The 20067-nt window shown below is 45.1% G+C and carries 22 protein-coding genes; 14 read left to right on the top strand and 8 right to left on the bottom strand.

Translation table 11 applies throughout. The annotated features are described in order from the left end of the window. Nucleotides 1-56: 56 nt before the first annotated feature. From AMICO_RS00305 to AMICO_RS00290, 4 genes are all read left to right on the top strand, one after another. On the top strand, nucleotides 57-437 hold the full coding sequence (locus AMICO_RS00305) for an ArsR/SmtB family transcription factor (protein ID WP_013047476.1): 381 nt from the start codon (nucleotides 57-59) through the stop codon (nucleotides 435-437). Beyond that, nucleotides 397-639, top strand: a complete 243-nt coding sequence (locus AMICO_RS00300) for a thioredoxin family protein (RefSeq protein ID WP_013047475.1) — start codon at nucleotides 397-399, stop codon at nucleotides 637-639. Before AMICO_RS00305 ends, AMICO_RS00300 begins: the two co-directional genes overlap by 41 nt. Nucleotides 640-726: 87 nt before the next feature. Further along, the gene (locus AMICO_RS00295) at nucleotides 727-1890 is read left to right on the top strand and encodes a permease (protein ID WP_013047474.1); all 1164 of its coding nucleotides are present in this window, start codon (nucleotides 727-729) and stop codon (nucleotides 1888-1890) included. A 38-nt stretch (nucleotides 1891-1928) separates the two neighbouring features. Further along, nucleotides 1929-4055: a heavy metal translocating P-type ATPase gene (locus AMICO_RS00290; protein WP_013047473.1), complete on the top strand. Its 2127-nt coding sequence runs from the start codon at nucleotides 1929-1931 to the stop codon at nucleotides 4053-4055. 132 nt (nucleotides 4056-4187) lie between these two features. Here AMICO_RS00290 and AMICO_RS00285 read toward each other — a convergent pair whose 3' ends face one another. Then, on the bottom strand, nucleotides 4188-4730 hold the full coding sequence (locus AMICO_RS00285; RefSeq protein ID WP_013047472.1) for a phosphoribosyltransferase family protein: 543 nt from the start codon (nucleotides 4728-4730) through the stop codon (nucleotides 4188-4190). 7 nt (nucleotides 4731-4737) lie between these two features. After that, complete coding sequence (locus AMICO_RS00280; RefSeq protein ID WP_013047471.1) at nucleotides 4738-5841, bottom strand: guanine permease; 1104 nt, start codon at nucleotides 5839-5841, stop codon at nucleotides 4738-4740. A 192-nt stretch (nucleotides 5842-6033) separates the two neighbouring features. Between AMICO_RS00280 and AMICO_RS00275 the strand changes: the two genes are divergently transcribed. Further along, nucleotides 6034-6645: an FmdE family protein gene (locus tag AMICO_RS00275; protein WP_013047470.1), complete on the top strand. Its 612-nt coding sequence runs from the start codon at nucleotides 6034-6036 to the stop codon at nucleotides 6643-6645. A 1-nt stretch (nucleotide 6646) separates the two neighbouring features. Here AMICO_RS00275 and AMICO_RS00270 read toward each other — a convergent pair whose 3' ends face one another. The 4 genes from AMICO_RS00270 to AMICO_RS00255 all read right to left on the bottom strand — a co-directional run bounded on the left by AMICO_RS00270 (nucleotide 6647) and on the right by AMICO_RS00255 (nucleotide 10846). Further along, the gene (locus AMICO_RS00270; protein WP_013047469.1) at nucleotides 6647-7402 is read right to left on the bottom strand and encodes an ABC transporter ATP-binding protein; all 756 of its coding nucleotides are present in this window, start codon (nucleotides 7400-7402) and stop codon (nucleotides 6647-6649) included. Next, complete coding sequence (locus AMICO_RS00265; RefSeq protein WP_013047468.1) at nucleotides 7399-8469, bottom strand: FecCD family ABC transporter permease; 1071 nt, start codon at nucleotides 8467-8469, stop codon at nucleotides 7399-7401. The genes AMICO_RS00270 and AMICO_RS00265 overlap by 4 nt, the downstream gene beginning before the upstream one ends. 10 nt (nucleotides 8470-8479) lie before the next feature. Then, nucleotides 8480-9604, bottom strand: a complete 1125-nt coding sequence (locus tag AMICO_RS00260; protein ID WP_013047467.1) for an iron ABC transporter substrate-binding protein — start codon at nucleotides 9602-9604, stop codon at nucleotides 8480-8482. A gap of 117 nt (nucleotides 9605-9721) precedes the next feature. Continuing rightward, nucleotides 9722-10846 carry an MGDG synthase family glycosyltransferase gene (locus tag AMICO_RS00255; RefSeq protein WP_013047466.1) on the bottom strand — a complete coding sequence of 375 codons (1125 nt, stop codon included), beginning with the start codon at nucleotides 10844-10846 and terminating at the stop codon, nucleotides 9722-9724. Nucleotides 10847-10972: 126 nt separating this feature from the next. Between AMICO_RS00255 and AMICO_RS00250 the strand changes: the two genes are divergently transcribed. Next, nucleotides 10973-11395: a PaaI family thioesterase gene (locus tag AMICO_RS00250; RefSeq protein ID WP_013047465.1), complete on the top strand. Its 423-nt coding sequence runs from the start codon at nucleotides 10973-10975 to the stop codon at nucleotides 11393-11395. Here the strand turns inward: AMICO_RS00250 and msrA are convergent. Then, a complete protein-coding gene (gene msrA, locus AMICO_RS00245; protein WP_013047464.1) occupies nucleotides 11392-12135 on the bottom strand; it encodes a peptide-methionine (S)-S-oxide reductase MsrA in 744 nt (247 codons plus the stop codon). The two genes, AMICO_RS00250 and msrA, sit on opposite strands and share 4 nt — an antisense overlap. 264 nt (nucleotides 12136-12399) lie before the next feature. Here msrA and AMICO_RS00240 point away from each other — a divergent pair, with 264 nt between their 5' ends. The 4 genes from AMICO_RS00240 (at nucleotide 12400) to AMICO_RS00225 (ending at nucleotide 15391) form a co-directional block, all read left to right on the top strand. After that, the gene (locus tag AMICO_RS00240) at nucleotides 12400-13155 is read left to right on the top strand and encodes a transporter substrate-binding domain-containing protein (RefSeq protein WP_013047463.1); all 756 of its coding nucleotides are present in this window, start codon (nucleotides 12400-12402) and stop codon (nucleotides 13153-13155) included. Between the two features lie 115 nt (nucleotides 13156-13270). Continuing rightward, nucleotides 13271-13945, top strand: a complete 675-nt coding sequence (locus tag AMICO_RS00235; protein WP_013047462.1) for an amino acid ABC transporter permease — start codon at nucleotides 13271-13273, stop codon at nucleotides 13943-13945. A 2-nt stretch (nucleotides 13946-13947) separates the two neighbouring features. Further along, nucleotides 13948-14727: an amino acid ABC transporter ATP-binding protein gene (locus AMICO_RS00230; protein WP_013047461.1), complete on the top strand. Its 780-nt coding sequence runs from the start codon at nucleotides 13948-13950 to the stop codon at nucleotides 14725-14727. Beyond that, nucleotides 14720-15391 carry an amino acid ABC transporter permease gene (locus AMICO_RS00225; protein WP_013047460.1) on the top strand — a complete coding sequence of 224 codons (672 nt, stop codon included), beginning with the start codon at nucleotides 14720-14722 and terminating at the stop codon, nucleotides 15389-15391. The genes AMICO_RS00230 and AMICO_RS00225 overlap by 8 nt, the downstream gene beginning before the upstream one ends. Nucleotides 15392-15532: 141 nt before the next feature. Here the strand turns inward: AMICO_RS00225 and AMICO_RS00220 are convergent, their stop codons facing one another. Next, entirely contained in the window at nucleotides 15533-16450 is a 918-nt protein-coding gene (locus AMICO_RS00220; protein ID WP_013047459.1) for a ketopantoate reductase family protein, read from the bottom strand. Nucleotides 16451-16592: 142 nt separating this feature from the next. Here AMICO_RS00220 and AMICO_RS00215 point away from each other — a divergent pair, with 142 nt between their 5' ends. The 4 genes from AMICO_RS00215 to AMICO_RS00200 all read left to right on the top strand — a co-directional run bounded on the left by AMICO_RS00215 (nucleotide 16593) and on the right by AMICO_RS00200 (nucleotide 20026). Continuing rightward, on the top strand, nucleotides 16593-17474 hold the full coding sequence (locus AMICO_RS00215; RefSeq protein WP_013047458.1) for a phosphate ABC transporter substrate-binding protein: 882 nt from the start codon (nucleotides 16593-16595) through the stop codon (nucleotides 17472-17474). An 86-nt stretch (nucleotides 17475-17560) separates the two neighbouring features. After that, nucleotides 17561-18430 carry a phosphate ABC transporter permease subunit PstC gene (pstC, locus tag AMICO_RS00210; protein WP_013047457.1) on the top strand — a complete coding sequence of 290 codons (870 nt, stop codon included), beginning with the start codon at nucleotides 17561-17563 and terminating at the stop codon, nucleotides 18428-18430. Continuing rightward, nucleotides 18424-19266 carry a PstA family ABC transporter permease gene (locus tag AMICO_RS00205; RefSeq protein WP_013047456.1) on the top strand — a complete coding sequence of 281 codons (843 nt, stop codon included), beginning with the start codon at nucleotides 18424-18426 and terminating at the stop codon, nucleotides 19264-19266. The genes pstC and AMICO_RS00205 overlap by 7 nt, the downstream gene beginning before the upstream one ends. A gap of 1 nt (nucleotide 19267) precedes the next feature. Next, a complete protein-coding gene (locus tag AMICO_RS00200; RefSeq protein WP_013047455.1) occupies nucleotides 19268-20026 on the top strand; it encodes a phosphate ABC transporter ATP-binding protein in 759 nt (252 codons plus the stop codon). The last annotated feature ends 41 nt before the right edge of the window (nucleotides 20027-20067 follow it).

Raw genomic sequence — 20067 nt, 5'->3', positions numbered from 1 at the left:
GCATTGACAGGTACCCCTCCTTATGTGGTAATATCGCCACATAAGGAGGGGTTGACTTGGACGCAAGCCTACAACAGGAAAAAGCAGCTATTTTCAAAGCCCTAGGTCATCCTGTTCGTCTTTCTATTGTGGAAACTCTGGAAAAGGGTGAGATGTGCGCCTGTGAAATAGCGGAACTTTTTCACTTTGACAGGACGACGATCAGCAAACATTTAGCCATACTCCGCGATCTCCACATTATTGAAGACCGAAAAGACGGGCTGCATATTTACTATTCTCTGAAAATGCGCTGCCTCGCTTCAATGCTTCAATGTGTTGAGCGCGTTATCCAGGGGCATCCAGTTTATGAGGAACATCACTTACAGTGTTTTTGTGCGGCGAGAAAGGAGAGGGAAGATGAAAATACAGATATTGGGAACAGGTTGCCCAAAATGTAAAAAACTTGCTGAAATGGCAGAAAAAGTGGCTCAGGAGCTAGACCTCGATTACGAAATTGAAAAGGTAACAGATATTAAAGAGATTATGTCCTTTGGAGTGCTGGGAACTCCCGGCCTTGTTGTAGACGGGAAGGTTCTTTTATCCGGTCGGGTTCCAACAGAAGCAGTTCTGAAAGACCTTCTTCGCGAGAAGGCAAAATAAAAACATACCCCCGATTAGCCGTCGGGGTTTATTTTAGGCCCTTATGTGAACTATCCGCCACCTATAAGTGAAAGGAAGTCTTTTGTTATGAGTGACCGCAAAAAATTTATATGGATCGTTGCAGCTTTCCTTTTCTTTTATTTTTTACCAGCCAACAATCCCCGAGTACATGGAGCCGCTATAGAAGCCTTCGCCATGCTTCATGAATATGCCAGGGAGCATGTACTGCTTTGCCTTGTTCCCGCATTTTTTATTGCTGGAGCGATTTCTGTTTTCGTCAGTCAGCAGTCAGTGATGAAATATCTTGGAAACCAGGCGCAAAAAATCGTTTCATACTCTGTCGCTGCTGTTTCAGGCACTATCCTTGCGGTCTGTTCATGCACCGTCCTTCCCCTTTTTGCGGGAATTTACAGCCGTGGAGCCGGTATTGGCCCTGCTTCTGCCTTTCTCTATTCAGGCCCGGCCATCAACATCCTCGCCATTATATTGACAGCCCGAGTTCTCGGTTTTGAAATGGGGCTCGCCCGTGCCATTGGCGCTATCTCTTTCAGCATACTTATAGGACTTGCAATGGCTTTCATTTTTAAAGAAGAAGAAAAGAAGCGGCAAGAAGGGTTCGCTTCTCTACCTATTGAAGAACCAGCCCGTCCCCTATGGAAAACCCTATGGACTATGGCCAGCATGGTCTTCTTTCTTATATTTGCCAACTGGGCCGCCCCCAAGGTAGAGTCCGGAACATGGGCCGCGATATATGATGCAAAGTGGATCTTGGCAGGAACTGCCCTTGGTTCTACTCTTTTGACAACAATGAAGTGGTTTTCCCGTGATGAGCAAACTGAATGGCTCAGCGCTACATGGGGATATGGGCTGCAAGTATTACCCCTGCTTTTTTCGGGGGTTCTTCTTGCGGGCTTCTTGTTGGGCCGTCCCGGCTACGAAGCCCTTATTCCAAGTCATTATGTTGCGGCCCTTGTCGGAGGGAACTCAATCTTTTCGAACTTTTTTGCCTCCGTTGCCGGAGCTTTCATGTATTTCGCCACATTGACAGAAGTCCCCATTCTCCAAGGGCTTATGGGAGCCGGTATGGGCAAAGGCCCTGCTCTTGCGCTCCTTCTGGCAGGACCTGCCCTTTCCCTTCCCAACATGCTGGTGATCCGTAACATTATGGGAACAAAAAAAACAGCAGCCTACGTTGCCCTTGTTATTTTTTTATCCACTGTGGCAGGAAGCATTTACGGCGCTTTCTTTTAGCATTGTTCTAAAACTGGCCAAAAAGGATGTGAGTACCGATGCCGCTCTATAGAATTAAGAAACTGAACTGTCAGAGTTGCGCTTCTCGAATAGAGGCAGACATATCCGCCCTTCCAGGAGTAAGTGGGGTATTGTTTGATATCGATACAAAAATATTGAGAGTTGAGAACGATGGAAGTGACCTTGAGGAAAAGATCAGGGCCATTGTAACTCGCATAGAACCAGGGGTAACAGTAACACCCGTTAATAATGTGGAAAATGCTTCTTCAGAAAAGCCCTCTTCAGGCAAGAGTTTTTTAATAAAGAGATTTAAGGAAGAAGGAAAGGGCCTTGGAATTGCCGCCATCCTCTTTATCATAGGACTTGCTTTTAGAGAACAGCTGGCAGCAACACCTTATAGCCTAGGTGAATATTCCATCTTCCTCGCCGCTTACTTTCTTAGCGGACAGGAAGTGCTCTGGAGTACCGTTAAAAATCTAAAGGGCCTGAAAGGCATGGACGAGTTCTTCCTAATGTCTATCGCCACAATCGCTGCCATTCTTATTGGGGAACTTCCAGAGGCTGTAGCAGTTATGCTTTTTTATAGAACTGGAGAACTATTCCAGGAATTATCAGCATCAAGGTCCCGCAGCTCTATCCGCGCCCTTCTTGCTGCTCGCCCTCAATTTGCCAGACTCCTTAGCGGCGGAGAAGAAAGAAATGTCAAACCCGAAGATGTTGCCGTAAACGACCATATCCTGGTTCGGCCGGGAGAAAAAATCCCCCTGGATGGAATTATTGAATCGGGAATTTCCCAAATTGATCAATCCCCCCTCACCGGGGAATCGATACCTGTAACGGCAGAACCTGGCAAAAGGGTATATGGCGGAAGCATAAACCTACGAGGGGCTCTCACCATTCGTGTAACATCTGCCTTTGAAGAAACAACTATTGCGCGAATTCTTGAAATGGTCGAGTTCGCTGTAGCGCGGAAATCGCCAACTGAACGGTTTATTACAACCTTTGCCCGCTACTACACTCCTGCAGTAGTTATGGGAGCTTTAGCAGTAGCCGCCATTCCACCCCTTCTCGGAAATGGTTCGTTTATGAATTGGATTTATCGGGCGCTGGTCCTTCTCGTTATTTCATGCCCCTGCGCTTTGGTGATCAGTATTCCTCTTGGATATTTTGGAGGAATAGGGGCTGGATCGCGCCATGGCATCCTCATAAAGGGTGGAAATGTCCTTGATGCTATGAATTCTGCGAAAGTGGTGGCTTTTGACAAGACAGGAACCCTGACACAAGGGGTTTTCTCTGTAACAAAGATTGTGCCCCAGCAGGGAGTTTCAGAAGAAGAGATACTTTCCCTAGCCGCCTCGCTGGAACAAGGCTCGAATCACCCCATCGCCCGTTCAATTACTGAGGCGGCGGGAGGAATAGAACTTTTACCTCCAAAAGATCTCGAAGAAATCTCCGGAAAGGGCTTACGGGGCATTGTTGAAGGTCATCGGATCCTTGCTGGGAATAAAAAATTCTTAGAGGGAGAAGGTTTCCAGAACCTTTCAGACCCGGAGCGGGGAACCGTAGTCCACATAGCAAAGGGCGGTCAGTACCTCGGTTATATTATTGTTTCTGATGTGATCCGTCCTGACGCGCACAGCACATTGAAAGCCCTCAAGAAGGCCGGATTGGCGGCTACGATCATGCTGACAGGCGATACCGAAAAGGGAGCGGAGTGGGTAGCTCGTGAGATAGGCGTAGATCAATACGTCGCCAGCCTTTTGCCCCAGGATAAGGTTGCGGAGCTGGCCAGGCTGAAATCAGGGCTGTCTGCCAATGAAACAACCATCTTTGTGGGTGATGGCCTCAACGATGCCCCTGCTTTAGCCGCTGCCGACATCGGCATAGCTATGGGAGGCCTTGGCTCAGAAGCAGCAATAGAAACAGCTGACGTGGTCATCCTCGACGATAATCCATCCAAGGTTGCGGATGCCCTTGTTCTGGCTCGCCGAACCCGTAAAATCGTCTGGCAGAATATAATCCTGGCCCTTGCTACAAAAGGCTTTTTCATCGCCCTTGGAATAGCTGGAATGGCAGGAATGTGGGAAGCTGTATTCGCCGATGTAGGGGTTGCCTTGCTTGCTGTTTTGAACTCTATGCGTACGATCCGGTTTGAGCCGGCATAAGTGCTCCTTCCTCTGAATTATCTCTGAGCGACACCCTATTTTCCTGGAAAGAGTGTTTCGAACAGACGTTCGAACAGCATAAAAGCTCAGCTTTTTCGAAAAAGCTGAGCTTTTATGCTGTCTAAAAAGTAACTATTCTTTAAATACGGGCAACCTCGCGAGATAGACCAGATCCTTACTTTCGTAACCGCCTTCCTCGAGAAGAACGGCAACCTTGGTCACCACTGTGCAATTAACGTGGGAAAGAAGGCTCTCAAGGGCTTTGAGGGATCCCCCTGTGGAGACCACGTCGTCTACAATACACACCCGCTTGTTTTCCAGCTTTTGGGCATCCAGGCCGTCGAGAACTATAATCTGCGGCTCACGGGTAGTAATGGACTGCACCTTTTCTATCACGGGATTTTCCATATATCCCTTTACAGACTTACGGACTATAACGTAATTAATGCCTAAACGTCTGGCAATAGCATGAGTAAGGGGAATTCCTTTTGCCTCAGGACAGACTAGATAATCAATGCCATCTGGAAGTTTACGATAAAGGTCCTCAGCCGTCCGTTCAATGAGTTCTGTATCTCCAAGCATTACAAACGATGCTATAACAAGGTCATCTGCGACTCTCACCTTTTTTAGATTCCTGGTTAATCCAGAAATATGCAGTTCGTAGGTGTCGTTCATTTTTGCATCACACTCCAAAATAAAATTTTATCGCCAACCCGGCCAAGAGGCCAAAGAATGGGTTCCACCGGGCAGAGACAAGGGTCGTCGCCCCAATCACCATGCCCCAGGGACCAAACCCGTAAGGACCGGCAAATTCCGGAGCGGAAGCAATGGCTCCCTGAATGTTGGTAGCAAAAGTAACAAAAGTACCAAGAATAAACAGAAACCCGGCAATAGACGAACGATGGACGTACTGGCCAATAATGGGAAGAAGTTTCATAAGAAGGATCACGGCCATAATGCCCATCATAAGCACAGAAGCTAGAATGGGCTTAGGTGCTGTAGCTGTCCCAGAGATAATAGCTTCCACAGGACCGCCGCCAAAAAGAGAAGACCCCATATCGGCCAGACTGGAGTAAATGGCAAGGTGGTCGATATTTGTCTCGGCCCCGGCAATGCTTCCTGTGATCTTTCCAAAACTGATATTAGCTCCGATGTTAAGACAAGCGAGAGCAAGGGCTCCTACAAAAACACGGGGGTTTTTCCAGAAACGCCACTCAATGTCACCAAAGTTAAAGCGCTCTCTGGAAAGGTCAATTTTTGTTTCCTCAATAGCAACTTTTTTGCTGACTCGAAGGTAGTTATAGACGGCAGTAGAAACAAGAACAGATATAATAATTGTCCATGCCAGATCTTTTGTTACAAGCCAGACAGCAAGCCCCGAAATCATAGAAGCAGTTCCAGACCACCGTTCAGCATTGAAAAGTTCAATGGCCACATAGGCCAGCATAATTCCAACGCCTGCCATCATAGATGTTACGATGGTAGGGCCAATAAAGGCAACAATGGCTTCATTCAATCCGAAAACAGAGGGGATAAAAAGAAAAGCCGCGCCCCAGAAAACAAGGCTAAGGCGTTCGCGGACGTTACGTCCCATTGTTCCTGCCAAAGTGATCGTTTCTGCCTGGAAAGAGATGGTGGCAACAGAGTTAAATGCAAGAGAGCCAGCAATACCAATAATAAAAGCGATAGCCGTGGGGAAGGCAGCAAAACCAAAACTGAGTGCCAGCAATCCCTGAGGGATACCATTCACAACAACAGCCAAGGCGGTGAGGATATTAGTAAGCATAGGGGTCACATTCTCCTTAATTAATTTTTTAATTTCTTTTCAGGTCTTCCCTGAACGCAAACATTTTTACCTAAAAATCTTTTTTTGTAAAGTTTTAAAACTCAATAAAGGGTTTTTCTTTTCACTGCTTGATATATAATAGTGTTATGATTTTAAAACTTTGTAACACGAAAGAGGAGGTTCGCTGTGGCCATGCCGTCAATAACTTCTGAATGCCTTGAACAAATTATTCATTTCCATGGACATTGGTGTCCTGGTTTAGCCATTGGCATACGTGCCGCCCAGATAGCTCTCGCTGAAGTAGGGCACAGTTCTGACGAAGAAATGGTGGCTCTATGTGAAACAGATATGTGCGGAATCGATGCTATCCAGTTTCTTACAGGATGTACACTTGGAAAGGGAAACCTTATTATTCGTCCCTACGGGAAAATGGCCTTTTCCTTTTATAGGAGAAAGGACGGGAAGTCCATTCGCCTTGTATTAAAAAAAGAATCTGGAAAAGGGACTGGAAGTCCTGATTATCGGGAACTTCAGGCCAAAGTTAACACTCATACCATAACGGAAGAAGAACGTCGGCGTTTCGCTGCCCTTCGTCAAGAGCGATGCGATGCTATTATGACCATGCCAGTGGAAGAGCTTTTTGAAATTGGAACAGTGAGAGAGGCAGTTCCTCCTCATGCCCCTATGGCACAAAGCCTGACGTGCGCCCTTTGCAGAGAAGGTGTTATGGAGACAAAAGCCCGGTGTTTCAAAGGAGAATACTATTGTGCCCCCTGTTTTGAAAAGATTGTTCCCCGGCCCTGAATCACCATGCAGGAATAATGACAGGAGAACCGTGAACAAACTCAATATCCACTGAAATATCGTAAATATCGGCAATAACCTGGGGAGAGATTTCGTCTCTGGCCAGAATATAGCGGATCTCTCCTTTTTTCATAAAAACGAAACGATCTCCATATCTCAATGCCATGGTAAGGTCATGAAGGGACATAACAGCTGAAAGCCCATGGCCTTTAATAATATGTTTCATTGTTTCCATAATTTCAATCTGATTCTTTACGTCGAGACTGCTGATAGGTTCGTCAAGCAATAAAATGCGAGGCTCCTGAACTAAAGCACGAGCTATGGTCACCTTCTGAAGTTCACCACCGCTCATCTCGTCAAGATACCGCAAGGCTAACTCATCAAGGCCAAGGGTATGGATGATTGCGTCAACCTTCTTAATATCGCTCTCTGCAAGGCGCCAACCTACGTAGGGGCGGCGGCCGAGAAGAATGGCATCAAAAGCGGTGAGCCGTACTTTCTCACTGCTTTGAGGAACATACCCTATGCGTCTGGCTATTTCACGTCCTGACATGCGGCGCATGTTCTTGTCTTCTAGAGTAATGGTGCCCTTTTGAGGGCGGTTAATTCCATTCAGACACCGTAGGAGGGTTGTCTTGCCCGAACCGTTAGGGCCAAGAATCATAACCATCTCCTGATTCTTCACTGAGAGGGAAATATTTTTCAGAATAGGTGTTTCCCCATAGCTAAAATGAAGATCGTCTACTGAAAGGATCATAAACGTCCCCTCCGCAAAACAAGCCAGATGAAAAGAGGCGCTCCCAGAAAAGAGGTGAGCACTGAAACGGGCAGTACTCTCGGAGCCAGAACAAGCCTCGCCGCTGTGTCTGCACCGAGGAGCAGCAATGCACCGAAAATAGCCGTTCCCGGAATAAGAAAACGGTGGTCATCACCAATAATTAAACGGACCATGTGAGGACACACAAGGCCCACAAAGCCAATAACCCCTACAAAAGCAACAACCACCGACGAAATGAGTGACGCACAGAGCATTCCCACAAGACGAATACGCTGCACCTGAACACCGAGACCAAGGGCCGCTTCTTCTCCTGCATCAATAGCATTGTAATCCCACCTGTGAGCAAAGAAATAAATCAACACGACCCCGATAAAAACACTCATTATCTGTAACTCTCTCCACCCTGCCCTGGCCACATCGCCGAAGGTCCAGAAGACCATGGCCGCCAGTTGGGCGTCATCAGCAAAATACTGCAGGAGCATTGTCGCCGCCGTAAAAAGAGAGGCCAGTGCCACGCCTGTTAAGACCATGGATTCAGGTGTTGCTCCTCTCATTCGGGAAAGAAGCACAATGATCCCGGTAGCAATTAGACTTGTTGAAAAGGCAGCGCCTGTGGCAGCGAGTGGATTAAAGAGAGTCACTGCACCCACCTGGCTGCTCTGCATTTGCCCTGCGCCAAAAACCATAACAGAAAGAGCAGCGCCAAAAGCGGCCGCATTTGAGATTCCCAAGGTAAAAGGCGATCCCAAAGGGTTTCGCAGTATGGACTGCATAACAACACCAGCAACAGAAAGGCCTGCCCCGGCCACTAAAGCAGTAAGTGTCTGGGGAAGGCGAACGTTCCAAATAATAAGCTGCCACTTAGATGTCTCGCTCTTTCCTAATACAGTAGCAAGGACTTCCATTGGAGGGATACGGACCGCGCCAAGGGAAATAGACAACATGGCCGTTATAGCAAGGAGGACAGCCCCTGCACAAAGCCACAGCGCTTTTTGGGCTTGATATTCTTTGTAAACCGGGGAAAGGGTTCCTTCTTCCAAATGCATAACAATTTCCCTATTTTAGAGATATTTTTTGAAAAGCCATATTCTCAAAAAGAGCGTTCATTTCATTGAAAACTCCCTTTCCAACAAGGAATGTGTAAATTTCATCGGCCTTTTGTGGAGGGTCAATATCCTGAAAGCGTTCAGGATACAGAACCTTGCCAACAAAGTAAGCGTCGGCAAGAATGGAGCCAAAATTCTGTGTATACCAGTTGTAAGGAAGAACTCCGTAGACTTCGCCACTCTTTACGGCCTGGAGTTCCTGGTAAACGGGGTCATTTTTCAGTTCTGACAGAGCGCTTGCCTGCCCGCCAGCGTTAAGAGTGGCAAGATCTATAAAAATAACCTCAGGATCCCATTCCAAAAGCTTTTCCCGGGCTACATCCGCATGAGTATTTTTTGCCCCAGCGTCATGATCAGCAGTTGCCACATGTCGAGCCTTGGTAAATATAAAGGGCGGATAAGCCAGCTCCGTGGATCGAAAACCATGAGCTCCTCTCGACGCGACCCCTCCAACGTAACATGTTCTTTGCTCGGCTTCTGGAACATCCTGTACTCTGCTTTTAAGATCCGCAATGCTCTTCTCAAAGAAATCAACAATAGCCTCTGCTCGCTCTTCCCGATCAATGACCTTTCCCATAATGCGCAAAGAGGCATAAAGATCTTCTCGGAGGTGGGCCAGGTTGCCATAATTAAGTCCTATGACAGGGATACCTGTTTTTTCATTCAATACATGAGCTGGAATTCCATCATTCGGGTAGGTTTTAAATATAACCTGAGGCAAAGGGTTGAGACCGAGGATTAATTCGGGGTTCGCATTGCCTCGAAATTCTCCCATAAGAGGCATATCTTTAAAATGAGGGTTGGCCAAAGCATAAGGACGGGGACCGAAATCTTTTCTTTTCTCATTGTCTTCCACTGCCACGACAAGGTGCTGACCTTGCAAATAAGTAAGAAGCCTAAGACACCCCGAACCAGAACAGATGGCATACTCTATTGGTGCTGGAACTTCTACTTGCTGTCCTGTACCATCTGCGATTGCCATTGAAGTGCCGCTTTTTTCGGAAGCAAGACCTTGGGTGGGGAAAAAAATTGAACATAAAAGAAGAAAACTCCATATCCCGGTACGCCATTTCATTTACTGACACCCCTTTAGAATAGAAACATTTTTAATAACACGAACGTGTTGAATCGTAGCACATTTAAAAGAAAAGCGCAAAAGGTATTTATGTGGCGTACTCTATTTTTCCCATTTTTATAACATGGAATGCTTATTCAGTGAAAGCAGCACTTTATCAGCAATAACTTGCGCTGAGTGGGGGTGGGCCAACTTCCGCGCCGCCCCTCTTATTTTTTTCAAACGCTCAAAAGAGGTATAGAGCCCCCGTACGTGATGAACCGCATCTGTTGCAGATCTTGCCCAGATCCCCGCCCCATTTGCTTCAAGATATCTGGCATTGTTTATTTCCTGCTTGGGTATGGGGTTTATCATAATCATGGGAACCCCGACGCATAGCGCTTCGCTTACAGTGAGTCCCCCTGGCTTGGTAATCATGAGATCTGCCTCCTCCATATAGTCGTTCAGATTATCCACGAAACCAAGCACTTTAAAATCGATCCGGTGAGGAATATCCACCCCTTCCAGCTGGTCTATAAGATCTTCGTTTCGACCTGCAATGATGGTGAGGGAGAGGTTGATCCCTGTTTCGATAAGACCTTCGAGAATATCAAGTACTATTGAGTTAGGCACACTACTCGCCACAAACAATAAAGAGAAGGGAGTTTTAAGAGGCTTTTCCTCTGTATATCTTGAATAACTCTCAGCATACTTCCTTAATACTGGAATGCCGGAGATTAATACTTTATCATTGGAAATACCTGCTTCGACAAGATCTTTCTTTACCGGCGCGCCGCCAACGAAATATGCGTCTACGTGGGGACTTACCCACATTCGATGAAGGCCATAATCGGTGACAACACCGTATATTTTACCTTTGTAAAAACCCTGTTCTTTCATATAGGAAAGGACGGAAAGGGGGAAAAAATGGGTTCCCACGCAAACATCAGGCTGATTTTCGGCAAGGTAACGCATGAACTTCTTTACGTTCTCCATATTTATTTTTTCAAGAAGACGAAGGGCGGCGCTTTCTTCTCTATCCTGATCAGTCAGTTCATACATGACCTTGCACGCCAGGTGGGCGTGTTCACTTACAAAAGCATATACGTCACTATATGACCATTTAAAGAGATCACTCGAAAAATCGAGTAAATCCATTATGACATTCGGTATTCTGCGACTATCAAGTTCTTCCTGAATCGCGCGAGCCGCTATTCGATGCCCACTGCCTGCCGATACATAAACAAGATGGACCGGTCTCACAGTATCCAACCTCCTTGTTTAATATTACTTCATTGCGCAATCAAATACCTTTTATGTATTATTATAGCGTTTTTCAAATCCGCTTTTTCTAAAAAATCTACCTCTATGCAAAGGAGTTGAATAGAAATGATAGAGAAACTGGAAGGGTCGCAAGGGTGTTTTGTTTGTGACACCACTAACACGAACCCTCGATCCCTTAAGCTCGCAATCTACTGGGATAGTGAACGGAGGAAAACCATTATCCGATTAACCCCCGACTCCTCCCACTGCGGGTATGAAGGAATTGTGCATGGCGGGATTATCGCCTCCATTTTCGATGATGCCATGGCATGGGCAGTAAAGAAAGAAACTGGTATCTGGGCTGTAACAGCTACTTTTGAAATACGGTACAGACAACCAGTCAAGATAGGTGAAGAATACACATTCTATGGGAAAATTGATTCTGTCCTAGGCAAGAGGATTCGCACATCAGCTCTCTTAAAAAATAGCACCGGTCAAGAGGCAGCCAGCGCTTCAGCTCTTTTCATCTCTATGGAGCCTAATAGTTAACGGCTAAAAACAATGTTTCTAAGTCTCCTTTGTCCTTCCTCAGAAAGACCAAGGAGGAGGAGTTCCGCCTCAAGCTCTTTTAGGGTACCGTAGCCGCCAAGGTATCCGTTAACCCTTGCAACGGCCGTAGACTGCAAAAGTTTGTCCAGAGAAGGATAGATCTTCTTATATTCCTGGAAAAAAGCGCTGTCCATACGCAACCAGTATTTCTGATGATAGGCCTCAGCCAGATAAAATGTTTCAAGAGGGAGGATTTGCGTTCGCACTGGACGGCCTGTTTCTTGCTGCAAATGTTCTTTCCAGCCCTCAGCCCCTGCCTTCTGCTCTTCGTTCTCATAGAAGATGGCAGACATATATTGCCGCGAAAAGATAGGAAGCGTGGGGTCATGTCCTTCTGTAAAGACCTCTAAAAGGTCCTCGTAAGAAATAACATCCGGATCATATACGACTTGAATGCTTTCCGTATGATTCCCTAACGTATGATAAGTGGGATCTGGCCTGTCCCCTCCGGTATACCCTACTTTTGTACTGATAACACCTGAAAGAAGCCCGAACTGGGCGTCTGGCCCCCAAAATCAGCCAAGGGCAAAGGTCGCTAATTCAGTTCTTTTATGCTCTACGCTATCTATGGCGGGAAGGATATTTTCCATAAATGCCATCTCCTTTTCCATATTAGATTCTTCGGCAAAAATAATACCCGGGTAAATAGCAAGGAACACCCCTATGACAATGATGGTCATACCGTTAAAAAGACATTCTCTTCGTTTCCACATTCCTTGCCCTCTCTTTAATGCCAAACATCACTTTATCTTTTTAATCTTACCCCACATCCCTATTTTTATTATGATACACTAAAAAACTTCGTATATCTAACCCACACAAGAATACATGGTCAAATCTGTTGACAGCACCCCTTTATTTCACTATAATCTTTACTCGACTGGCGCTTTAGCGTGATGAATTATTATCTAGAAGAATTATTATTTCACTGAGGGGGTAACATTATGAAAAAAATTGGTGTACTTTTGTTGTGCTGTATCTTTGTTGTTCTTGGGGCAAGCAATGTTCTTGCCGCTGACAAGAAAACGTATATAGTAGGAATTGACGGCGACTACTATCCTTATTCTTTTATTGGCCAAGATGGCAAACCCGCAGGCTTTGACGTAGAGTCCATTCAATGGATCGCTAAAGAAATGGGTTTCGAAGTCAAGGTTCAGCCCATGGCGTGGGATGGAATTATTCCAGCCCTTCTCGCTAAAAAGATCGATATGGTTTATTCTGGCATGACAGCCTCTCCGGAACGCCGCGAAGTGGTAGCTTTCAGCAAGGTCTACTGGATCATTAATCAGGCTGTTTGCGTTCGAAACAATACCGACACAAATATGGGAAACCTTTTTGATGGAAAGCACACCATTGGAACCCAGCGCGGCTGCACTGCAGCTATGTGGCTTGAAGATTATGTGGTCAAAACGGGAATAATTCCCAGTCAAAATCTGAAACTTTATGATAATTTCCCACTGGCGGCAAAAGACCTGGAAAATGGCCGGATAGACGCTGCTATGATGGATGATGTGATTGTGGCAAAGGCTGTTGAAGGTAAGGATATGAAAATTATCGGAACAATCTCTACAGGCGAGGAATATGCCGTAGCTATGAGGAAAGAGGACAAGGAACTTCACGACCTCATCAATGAAGGCCTTGACCGTCTCATGACATCCCCAATGTGGAATGAATTAAAATTGAAATATAAGATGTTTTAAACCAGTTCACCTTGAGGTAGAATTACCTGAAACATGAGGGGAATGAGGCTCATTCCCCTTTTTTTCTGTTACAACTTTGATTTTGTTATGATTTTGACAAGGGAGATTCAAGAAGATGGAAAACATTGAGGTTGTTGTTCAGTCCTTACCATATTTGCTGCAGGGGACACTGGTCACGCTAAGAATTGTAGCCCTGGCCCTGGCCCTTGGTCTATGCATGGGGCTTCCTTTGGCCATTGGTCAGGTATATGGTTCTGCTTCCATACAGAAAATGGTAAAAGCCTACGTATGGATTTTTAGGGGGCTTCCCAATCTCGTATTGCTTTTCCTCTTCTTTTTTGGAATTTTTCCCTCTCTTAGGATAGATGCTTCGGCTTTTTCTACTGCTGTGGTTGTTCTCGGATTACGAAGCGCCGCCTATCAATCTCAGATTTTCAGGGGCAGTATCCTCTCCCTTGGGGAGGGTCAGATGCTAGCGGCCCGATCACTGGGGATGAATAAATTACAGGCCATTATATGGATTATTCTGCCTCAGGCATTGCGCATTGCTCTGCCGGGTTGGTCAAATGAATATCCTATCCTTCTTACAGATTCTTCGGTAACCTATGCAATAGGCGTTCTTGAAATTCTTACAAGGGCAAACCTTGTGGTCTCAAGAACCTATAAGCCTATGCCTATATTTTTAACCTGCGCCATTATCTTTATTCTTTTAAATTATGGCGGTATGCGCTTGCTTCACATGATAGAAAATAAAATGAGAATTCCTGGCTATGGAAATGGAGAACGGTAACAATGAGTGATAAAACAAAGGACATTATTTTGCGAGTTGAGGATATTCATAAATCCTACGGCGGCGTTGAAGTTTTAAGAGGGATTTCCTTCACCGTTCGCAAAGGTGAGACCAAGGTCTTTATTGGTCCTTCAGGAACGGGCAAAAGCACGTTGCTTCGCTGCATCAATCAGCTTACCATTCCTGATTCTGGCCAGATCTGGCTTCACGGCGAAGAGGTTACTCATTCGAAGAAAAGTATCAACGTCTTACGCCAGAAAATGGGGATGGTCTTTCAAAACTTCTACCTTTTTGATCACCTGACAGCCCTTCGTAATGTGGAAATTGCTCTTTTAAAAGTAAAAGGCATGGATAAAAAACATGCCCGGGAAAAAGCAATGCTGGAACTTGAGCGTGTAGGTATGGCGGCTTTTGCTGATCACTATCCCACCCAGCTTTCCGGAGGGCAAGCCCAGAGAGTCTCTATAGCCAGAGCTTTAGCCATGGATCCTGATGTTATGCTTTTCGATGAACCTACATCTGCCCTTGACCCAGAGCTTATTGGAGAAGTACTTGAAGTTATGCGCAATCTCGCTAAAGGCGGAATGACAATGCTAGTGGTAACCCACGAAATGGGTTTTGCCTGTTCTGTAGCAAACGAAATTATGTTTATGGAAGAAGGCAGAATTCTTGAAAGCGGGTCTCCCGACAAATTGCTTAATACCCCTCAATACGAACGAACCCGTCAGTTCCTTCGCAAATTGATGGATCTTTACGGAGAACTGGGGAAGAGCAATGAATGATCTGCTTTTTATTCAGCAGGATGTGCTGCCAGCATTGCTGACAGGCATAATCATGACTTTAAAACTCATTGTGGTGTCTATTCCTTTTGGAATAGCTGCAGGTACTGTCATAGCCATAGGACGGGTGTACGGGAACAACACTATTTCATTCCTCTGCAGACTCTATGTTATTTTTTTTAAGGGAACGCCTCTTTTGATTCTTCTTTTTATGCTCTATTTCGGCCTTCCCTCTTTTGGCATCACTTTAAGTCCCTTTGCTGCTTCTGTATTGGGTTTTATTATCTGCAATGGAGCTTATAACTCAGAGTATATACGAGGAGCCATACAGTCCGTTAAAGGTGGACAGCTCATTGCCGCTCAGGCTCTGGGCATGACGAAATGGCAAGCCATCCTGAATATTATTCTTCCTCAGGCCTTTCGACGGGCTATCCCTGGCTGTTCTAACGAGATGATCTATCTTATCAAGTATTCCTCTCTCGCCTACATGCTCACGTACATAGAACTGACCGGCGCCGGGAAGATTGTAGCGTCCCGTTCCTTCAGATATACTCTTGTCTTTACCGTTGTCGGCGTTATATATCTCATAATGGTAACCTTAGCCAGTTGGCTTCTTTCTCTTCTTGAAAAAAAACTTTATATCCCCGGATGGAGCCAGGAAAGCTAGCGGGGTTTCGCTGCAAAAGAACAGGCAGGATAGATGCATGAGGCACAATTGCGGCAGAGGCCTCCCTCCTACACCCCACCAGCGTATCGTTTCCTGAGTGGGAACAACCCCTGTCTTCCGCTCTGGCTATCTGTTCCTCCTCTATTCTTGCAGGAGCGCCTTGTAAACCTTCTCATAAAGAGGCACGGAGATCCCTGCATCTTCTGCAAGACGAACCACAGCACCTACAAAAGTTTCAAGTTCTGTAGGACGCCCCTTTGAGGCATCGAGCTCCATAGAAGAACGAGTTTCTGGCGGGAAAGATTGAGCCTTCTCAAGAGATACCTCAACAATATTTCCAGGGAGGGCTATCCCCCTTTTCTGAGCAAGGGATTCAACCTCTTTCATGAGATTTAATACCATGTCTCGGGTTCTCTTTTGAGAAAGAACCTCCCCAAAAGACGCTCTCTTGAGGGTTGTTACCGCGGCCATAGGGCTCATGAAAATAAATTTTGTCCAGACAGCCAAGTCAATTTCTGGAGTGAGTTCGAAAAGAATGCCTCCTTCTTTCATCACTTTTTCAAAGGAACGATGTTTCTCGATGTGGTCATTCACGGGACCTACAATCATTTTACAATTTCCTCCAACCTGGCGAATTTCGCCGGGGGAGGCAATAAAGGCAGAAATGTAAACGCAACCATTGAAAAGAATGCCTGGAATTTTTTCTTTACAAAGGATATCCGCATTATCTACGCCATTTCCAAGAGGAATTAGAAGGGTCTGATTATGGCATAGAGGACGGGCAGCCTTGGCAAAGGCCTGCAAGTCATATCCCTTGACTGCGAAAAAGAGTACGTCAACACAACCTATTTCTGCTGGCGAATCTGAAACTACACGGGGGTGAGCGACAAATGTTTCCCGGGGGGTTGTAACTACAAGTCCCTTTTCCCTAATGCGGTTCATATGTTCTCCCCGGCAAAGGAAAGAGATTTCATGTTCAGCTGATGTTTCATAGGCAACTGCAAGGCGGCCTCCAAAGTAGCCGCCCACACCTCCAAGTCCCGCGATGCAAATGCGCATAGAGAAACACTCCTTTCGTTAATTTGCCTTTTCTACTTTATTATATTCGACATTATTACGACCACATAGACAAAAATTCTTTTACAGGTTACAATGTTCGGACATAAATTATTGGCATACAACTTATAGGAGGTAGTTATAATTGCATAGGTTTTTCCGTTTTTTATTCGCTTCTATCATGATTATGAGTCTTGTTATTGCAGGAAGTCAGCTTGCTATCGCTGCAGACGGTCAGATTTTCTTTAAAGGATCATCTACCCTTGCTCCTGTTATTTCACAAGTGGCACAGCAGTTTATGGAAAAATACGGCACGTGGAATAAAATTGATGCCTCTCTTCCTGACGCCAAAATTGAAATTTTTGTCTCTGGGGGCGGTTCCGGAGAAGGAGTAAAGGCCGTTCTTGACGGGACAAGTAATTTTGGGATGACAGCACGTACCGTTAAAGAAGAAGAAAAAAAAGCTATCGGAGATTACCACGAGTTTCATATTGGAACAGACGCTCTGACCATTTCGGTTAATCCTGACAACAAAGTATGCCAGGTAAAACCCAACCTCACCAAGGATGAATTAGTTAAGATTTTTAGTGGCGAATATAGAACGTGGAATAATCTTGATCCTGCGTTGGCAAAAGAAGAAATTGTCGTCGTTATTCGAGACATTGGCGGCGGGGCTCACGAAGTGTTCCAGAAGAGCGTTATGAAAAAAGTGGATGTAACTCCTAGCGCTATTCAATCTCCCTCGATGGGCGCCCTTGTCACAAAAGTTATAGAAAATAAAAATGCCATCGGTTATGCTTCTTTTGGCATGGTTAATGTGCACAAGGGAGAAATTGTCCCTCTCAAAGTCGATGGAGTGGAGCCTACCGTTGAAAACATTCTCGATGGAACATATTATGTGTCACGACCACTTCTTGTCGTCAAGAAAGGAAATATGTCCCCTATAGAAAAAGCGTTTATTGATGAGTTGCTTTCTGCTGAGGGCATGAAAATAGTGGAACAGATGGGGTTCGTACCTGCAAAGTAGGGTATACCTTTGATTAAGGTTTGCTCAAGGCCGGGGAGAATCCTCTCCGGCCTTTTTCATAGCTATTCGAGGAGGATTTCGGAAACGTGAAAAAAGAATTGATTTTCGTATGGGCTTGCAAGGCCCTTACGTTGCTGGCTGTTTCTTTCTTATTCTTTATATTTCTTTTTATTGCAAAAGAAAGTTTTATGTTTTTTCAGAAGACGCCACTTCTTCATTTTTTAACGGGGTCACGATGGAATCCTATGGCCGACCCGCCTGCTTTTGGCCTTCTGCCGATGATATTCGCCACTGTTTATGTTTCCCTTCTTGCAACAGCTATTGCTCTTCCTATCGGGGTCGGAATGGCTATTATTCTATCGGTTTTAGCTCCCCCAAAAATTCAATGGTTACTTCTCCCTCTTATTGATCTCATGGCCGGTATCCCGTCTGTTGTCTATGGTTTTGCAGGCCTTATGATTATTGTAAAATTTTTTGAGACCCACTTTTCGTGGTCTTCCGGAGAGTCTGTGCTCGCCGGTGGAATTCTTTTAGCCATCATGATTTTGCCCTATGTCGTCTCCACATGCTATGAATCTATGATTAAAGTTCTTCATCATTATGAACGGGCATCACGAGCCCTGAGTGTCTCAAAATGGCACATGATGCGTTATTTAGTTATTCCTACAGCCAAAAAAGCTATTTTTGCTGCGCTGATTCTTTCCCTTTCAAGAGCTATGGGAGAAACGATGGCAGTTATGATGGTTATTGGAAACAGCCCCATATTTCCCCATCTTTTTCGCAAGGCTGAGACGATCCCCGCTCTCATTGCTCTGGAAATGGGGGGAGCTGTCGTTGGCAGCTTACACTATCAAGCGCTTTTCGCAGCTGGATTAATTCTTATGCTTGTGCTCTTTACCTTTAATTCCTTTTTCTTTTTTATTCGCAAGCACATTGATGAGGGGATAAAATGGTAAACGATAAAGGGAAGGCTTCTCTATTTCCCCTTCGACTATGGCTTTTTTCAAGTGCATTTTTTGTTATAGCATCTTTGTGCGTTCTTTTTGGATATATTTTTATTCAAGGAGGAAGGGAACTTTCTCTTTCTTTCCTTACAAACACGCCACAGGGTTTTCCTTTAGGTGTAGAAGGAGGAATCTGGCCAGCTATTGTGGGAAGTTTCTGGTTTACTACAATTGCTTGCGCATTCGGCTCCTTTTTGGCTCTTCCTACAGCAATTTTTCTCGCCTTTTATGCTAAAACAACATGGATTGTATCTCTTTGCCATTTTTTAATCCATTCAATGGCGGGAATACCCTCGATTATCCTGGGGCTATTTGGCTATACGTTCTTTGTCGTTACACTTGGTTTTGGCGTGTCTCTCTTGTCTGGAGGGCTTATTCTTGGAATTATGATCTTTCCCTTTATTGAGGTTCGAGTTGAAAAAACTCTTTTGGAATTTCCTAATAATATTACGCAGGCTTCAATCAGTTTGGGCATTACAAAAACGTGGACACTTTTTCATCTGATTCTTCCGGGGTGTATGGACGACATTGCCAAAACCATAGCTCTCGGAGGAAGTTTTGCCATGGGTGCAACAGCCCCTATTCTCTTTACAGGAGCCGTTCTCTTCGCACCATCCCCGCGTTCCGTTTTTTCTCCAGCAATGGCTCTGTCCAACCATCTTTATATTCTTGTAGGACAGGGGATTTCGATTTCCAAAGCATATGGAACCGCTCTCGTGCTTATTGTTCTTCTACTTATTCTCAACGTAGTGCCCCTTGTTATAAATATGTGTAGAAAGGAGAGGTAAAATGTCCTCTATTCTTGAAATTCATCAGCTTGCTGTCGCTTTCAACAATAAAAAGATTCTTAAAAACATCAACGCAAATATCTATCCTCATCAAATTACAGCCATTATCGGCCCTTCAGGATGTGGAAAATCCACATTTCTTAAAAGCCTCAATCGTCTTGTAGAGGATGAACGAGGGGTGACTCTGAGCGGGCAGATTCGTCTTGATGGAGAGGATACTTTTACGCTAAGTCCTGAAGAAGTGCGCCGTCGTATCGGCATGGTCTTTCAATCACCTACGCCCTTTCCTTTCTCTATTTACGACAATATGGCGTATCCTTTACGTTATTATGGATACGGCTCGAAAAAAAAGAGTAAAAACCTTGACGTCATAATTCGTAACAAACTTGAGGATGTAGGGCTTTTTGAAGAAGTCAAAGATAGTTTGTCGATGAACGCAACTCTCCTTTCAGGGGGACAGCAACAGAGACTCTGTATTGCACGAGCTCTCGCTGTAGAACCGGAAATACTGCTTTTGGATGAACCATGTTCTTCCCTTGACGTTAAGAACACGCAAAATATAGAGATGATGCTTCGTGCTCTATGTCAGCAATATTCTATTATCATCGTTACCCATAATCTTTTTCAGGCACGTCGTATTTCACATCGGACGTTTTTCATACTTGACGGAGAAATTATTGAAGCAGGCCCCACAAAAGATCTTTTTGAAAATCCTTGCGATAGCCGAACCGCGGAGTATATTTCTGGCATTTACGGCTAAAGTGTTATAAAATGTTTGTTCGTGATAATCTATTCTCAAAA

Origin of the sequence: Aminobacterium colombiense DSM 12261 (assembly GCF_000025885.1) — a bacterium.
Classification (GTDB): domain Bacteria; phylum Synergistota; class Synergistia; order Synergistales; family Aminobacteriaceae; genus Aminobacterium; species Aminobacterium colombiense.
The sequence above is the reverse complement of the archived record's forward strand: the minus strand, read 5'-3'. Positions and strand labels throughout refer to the sequence as shown.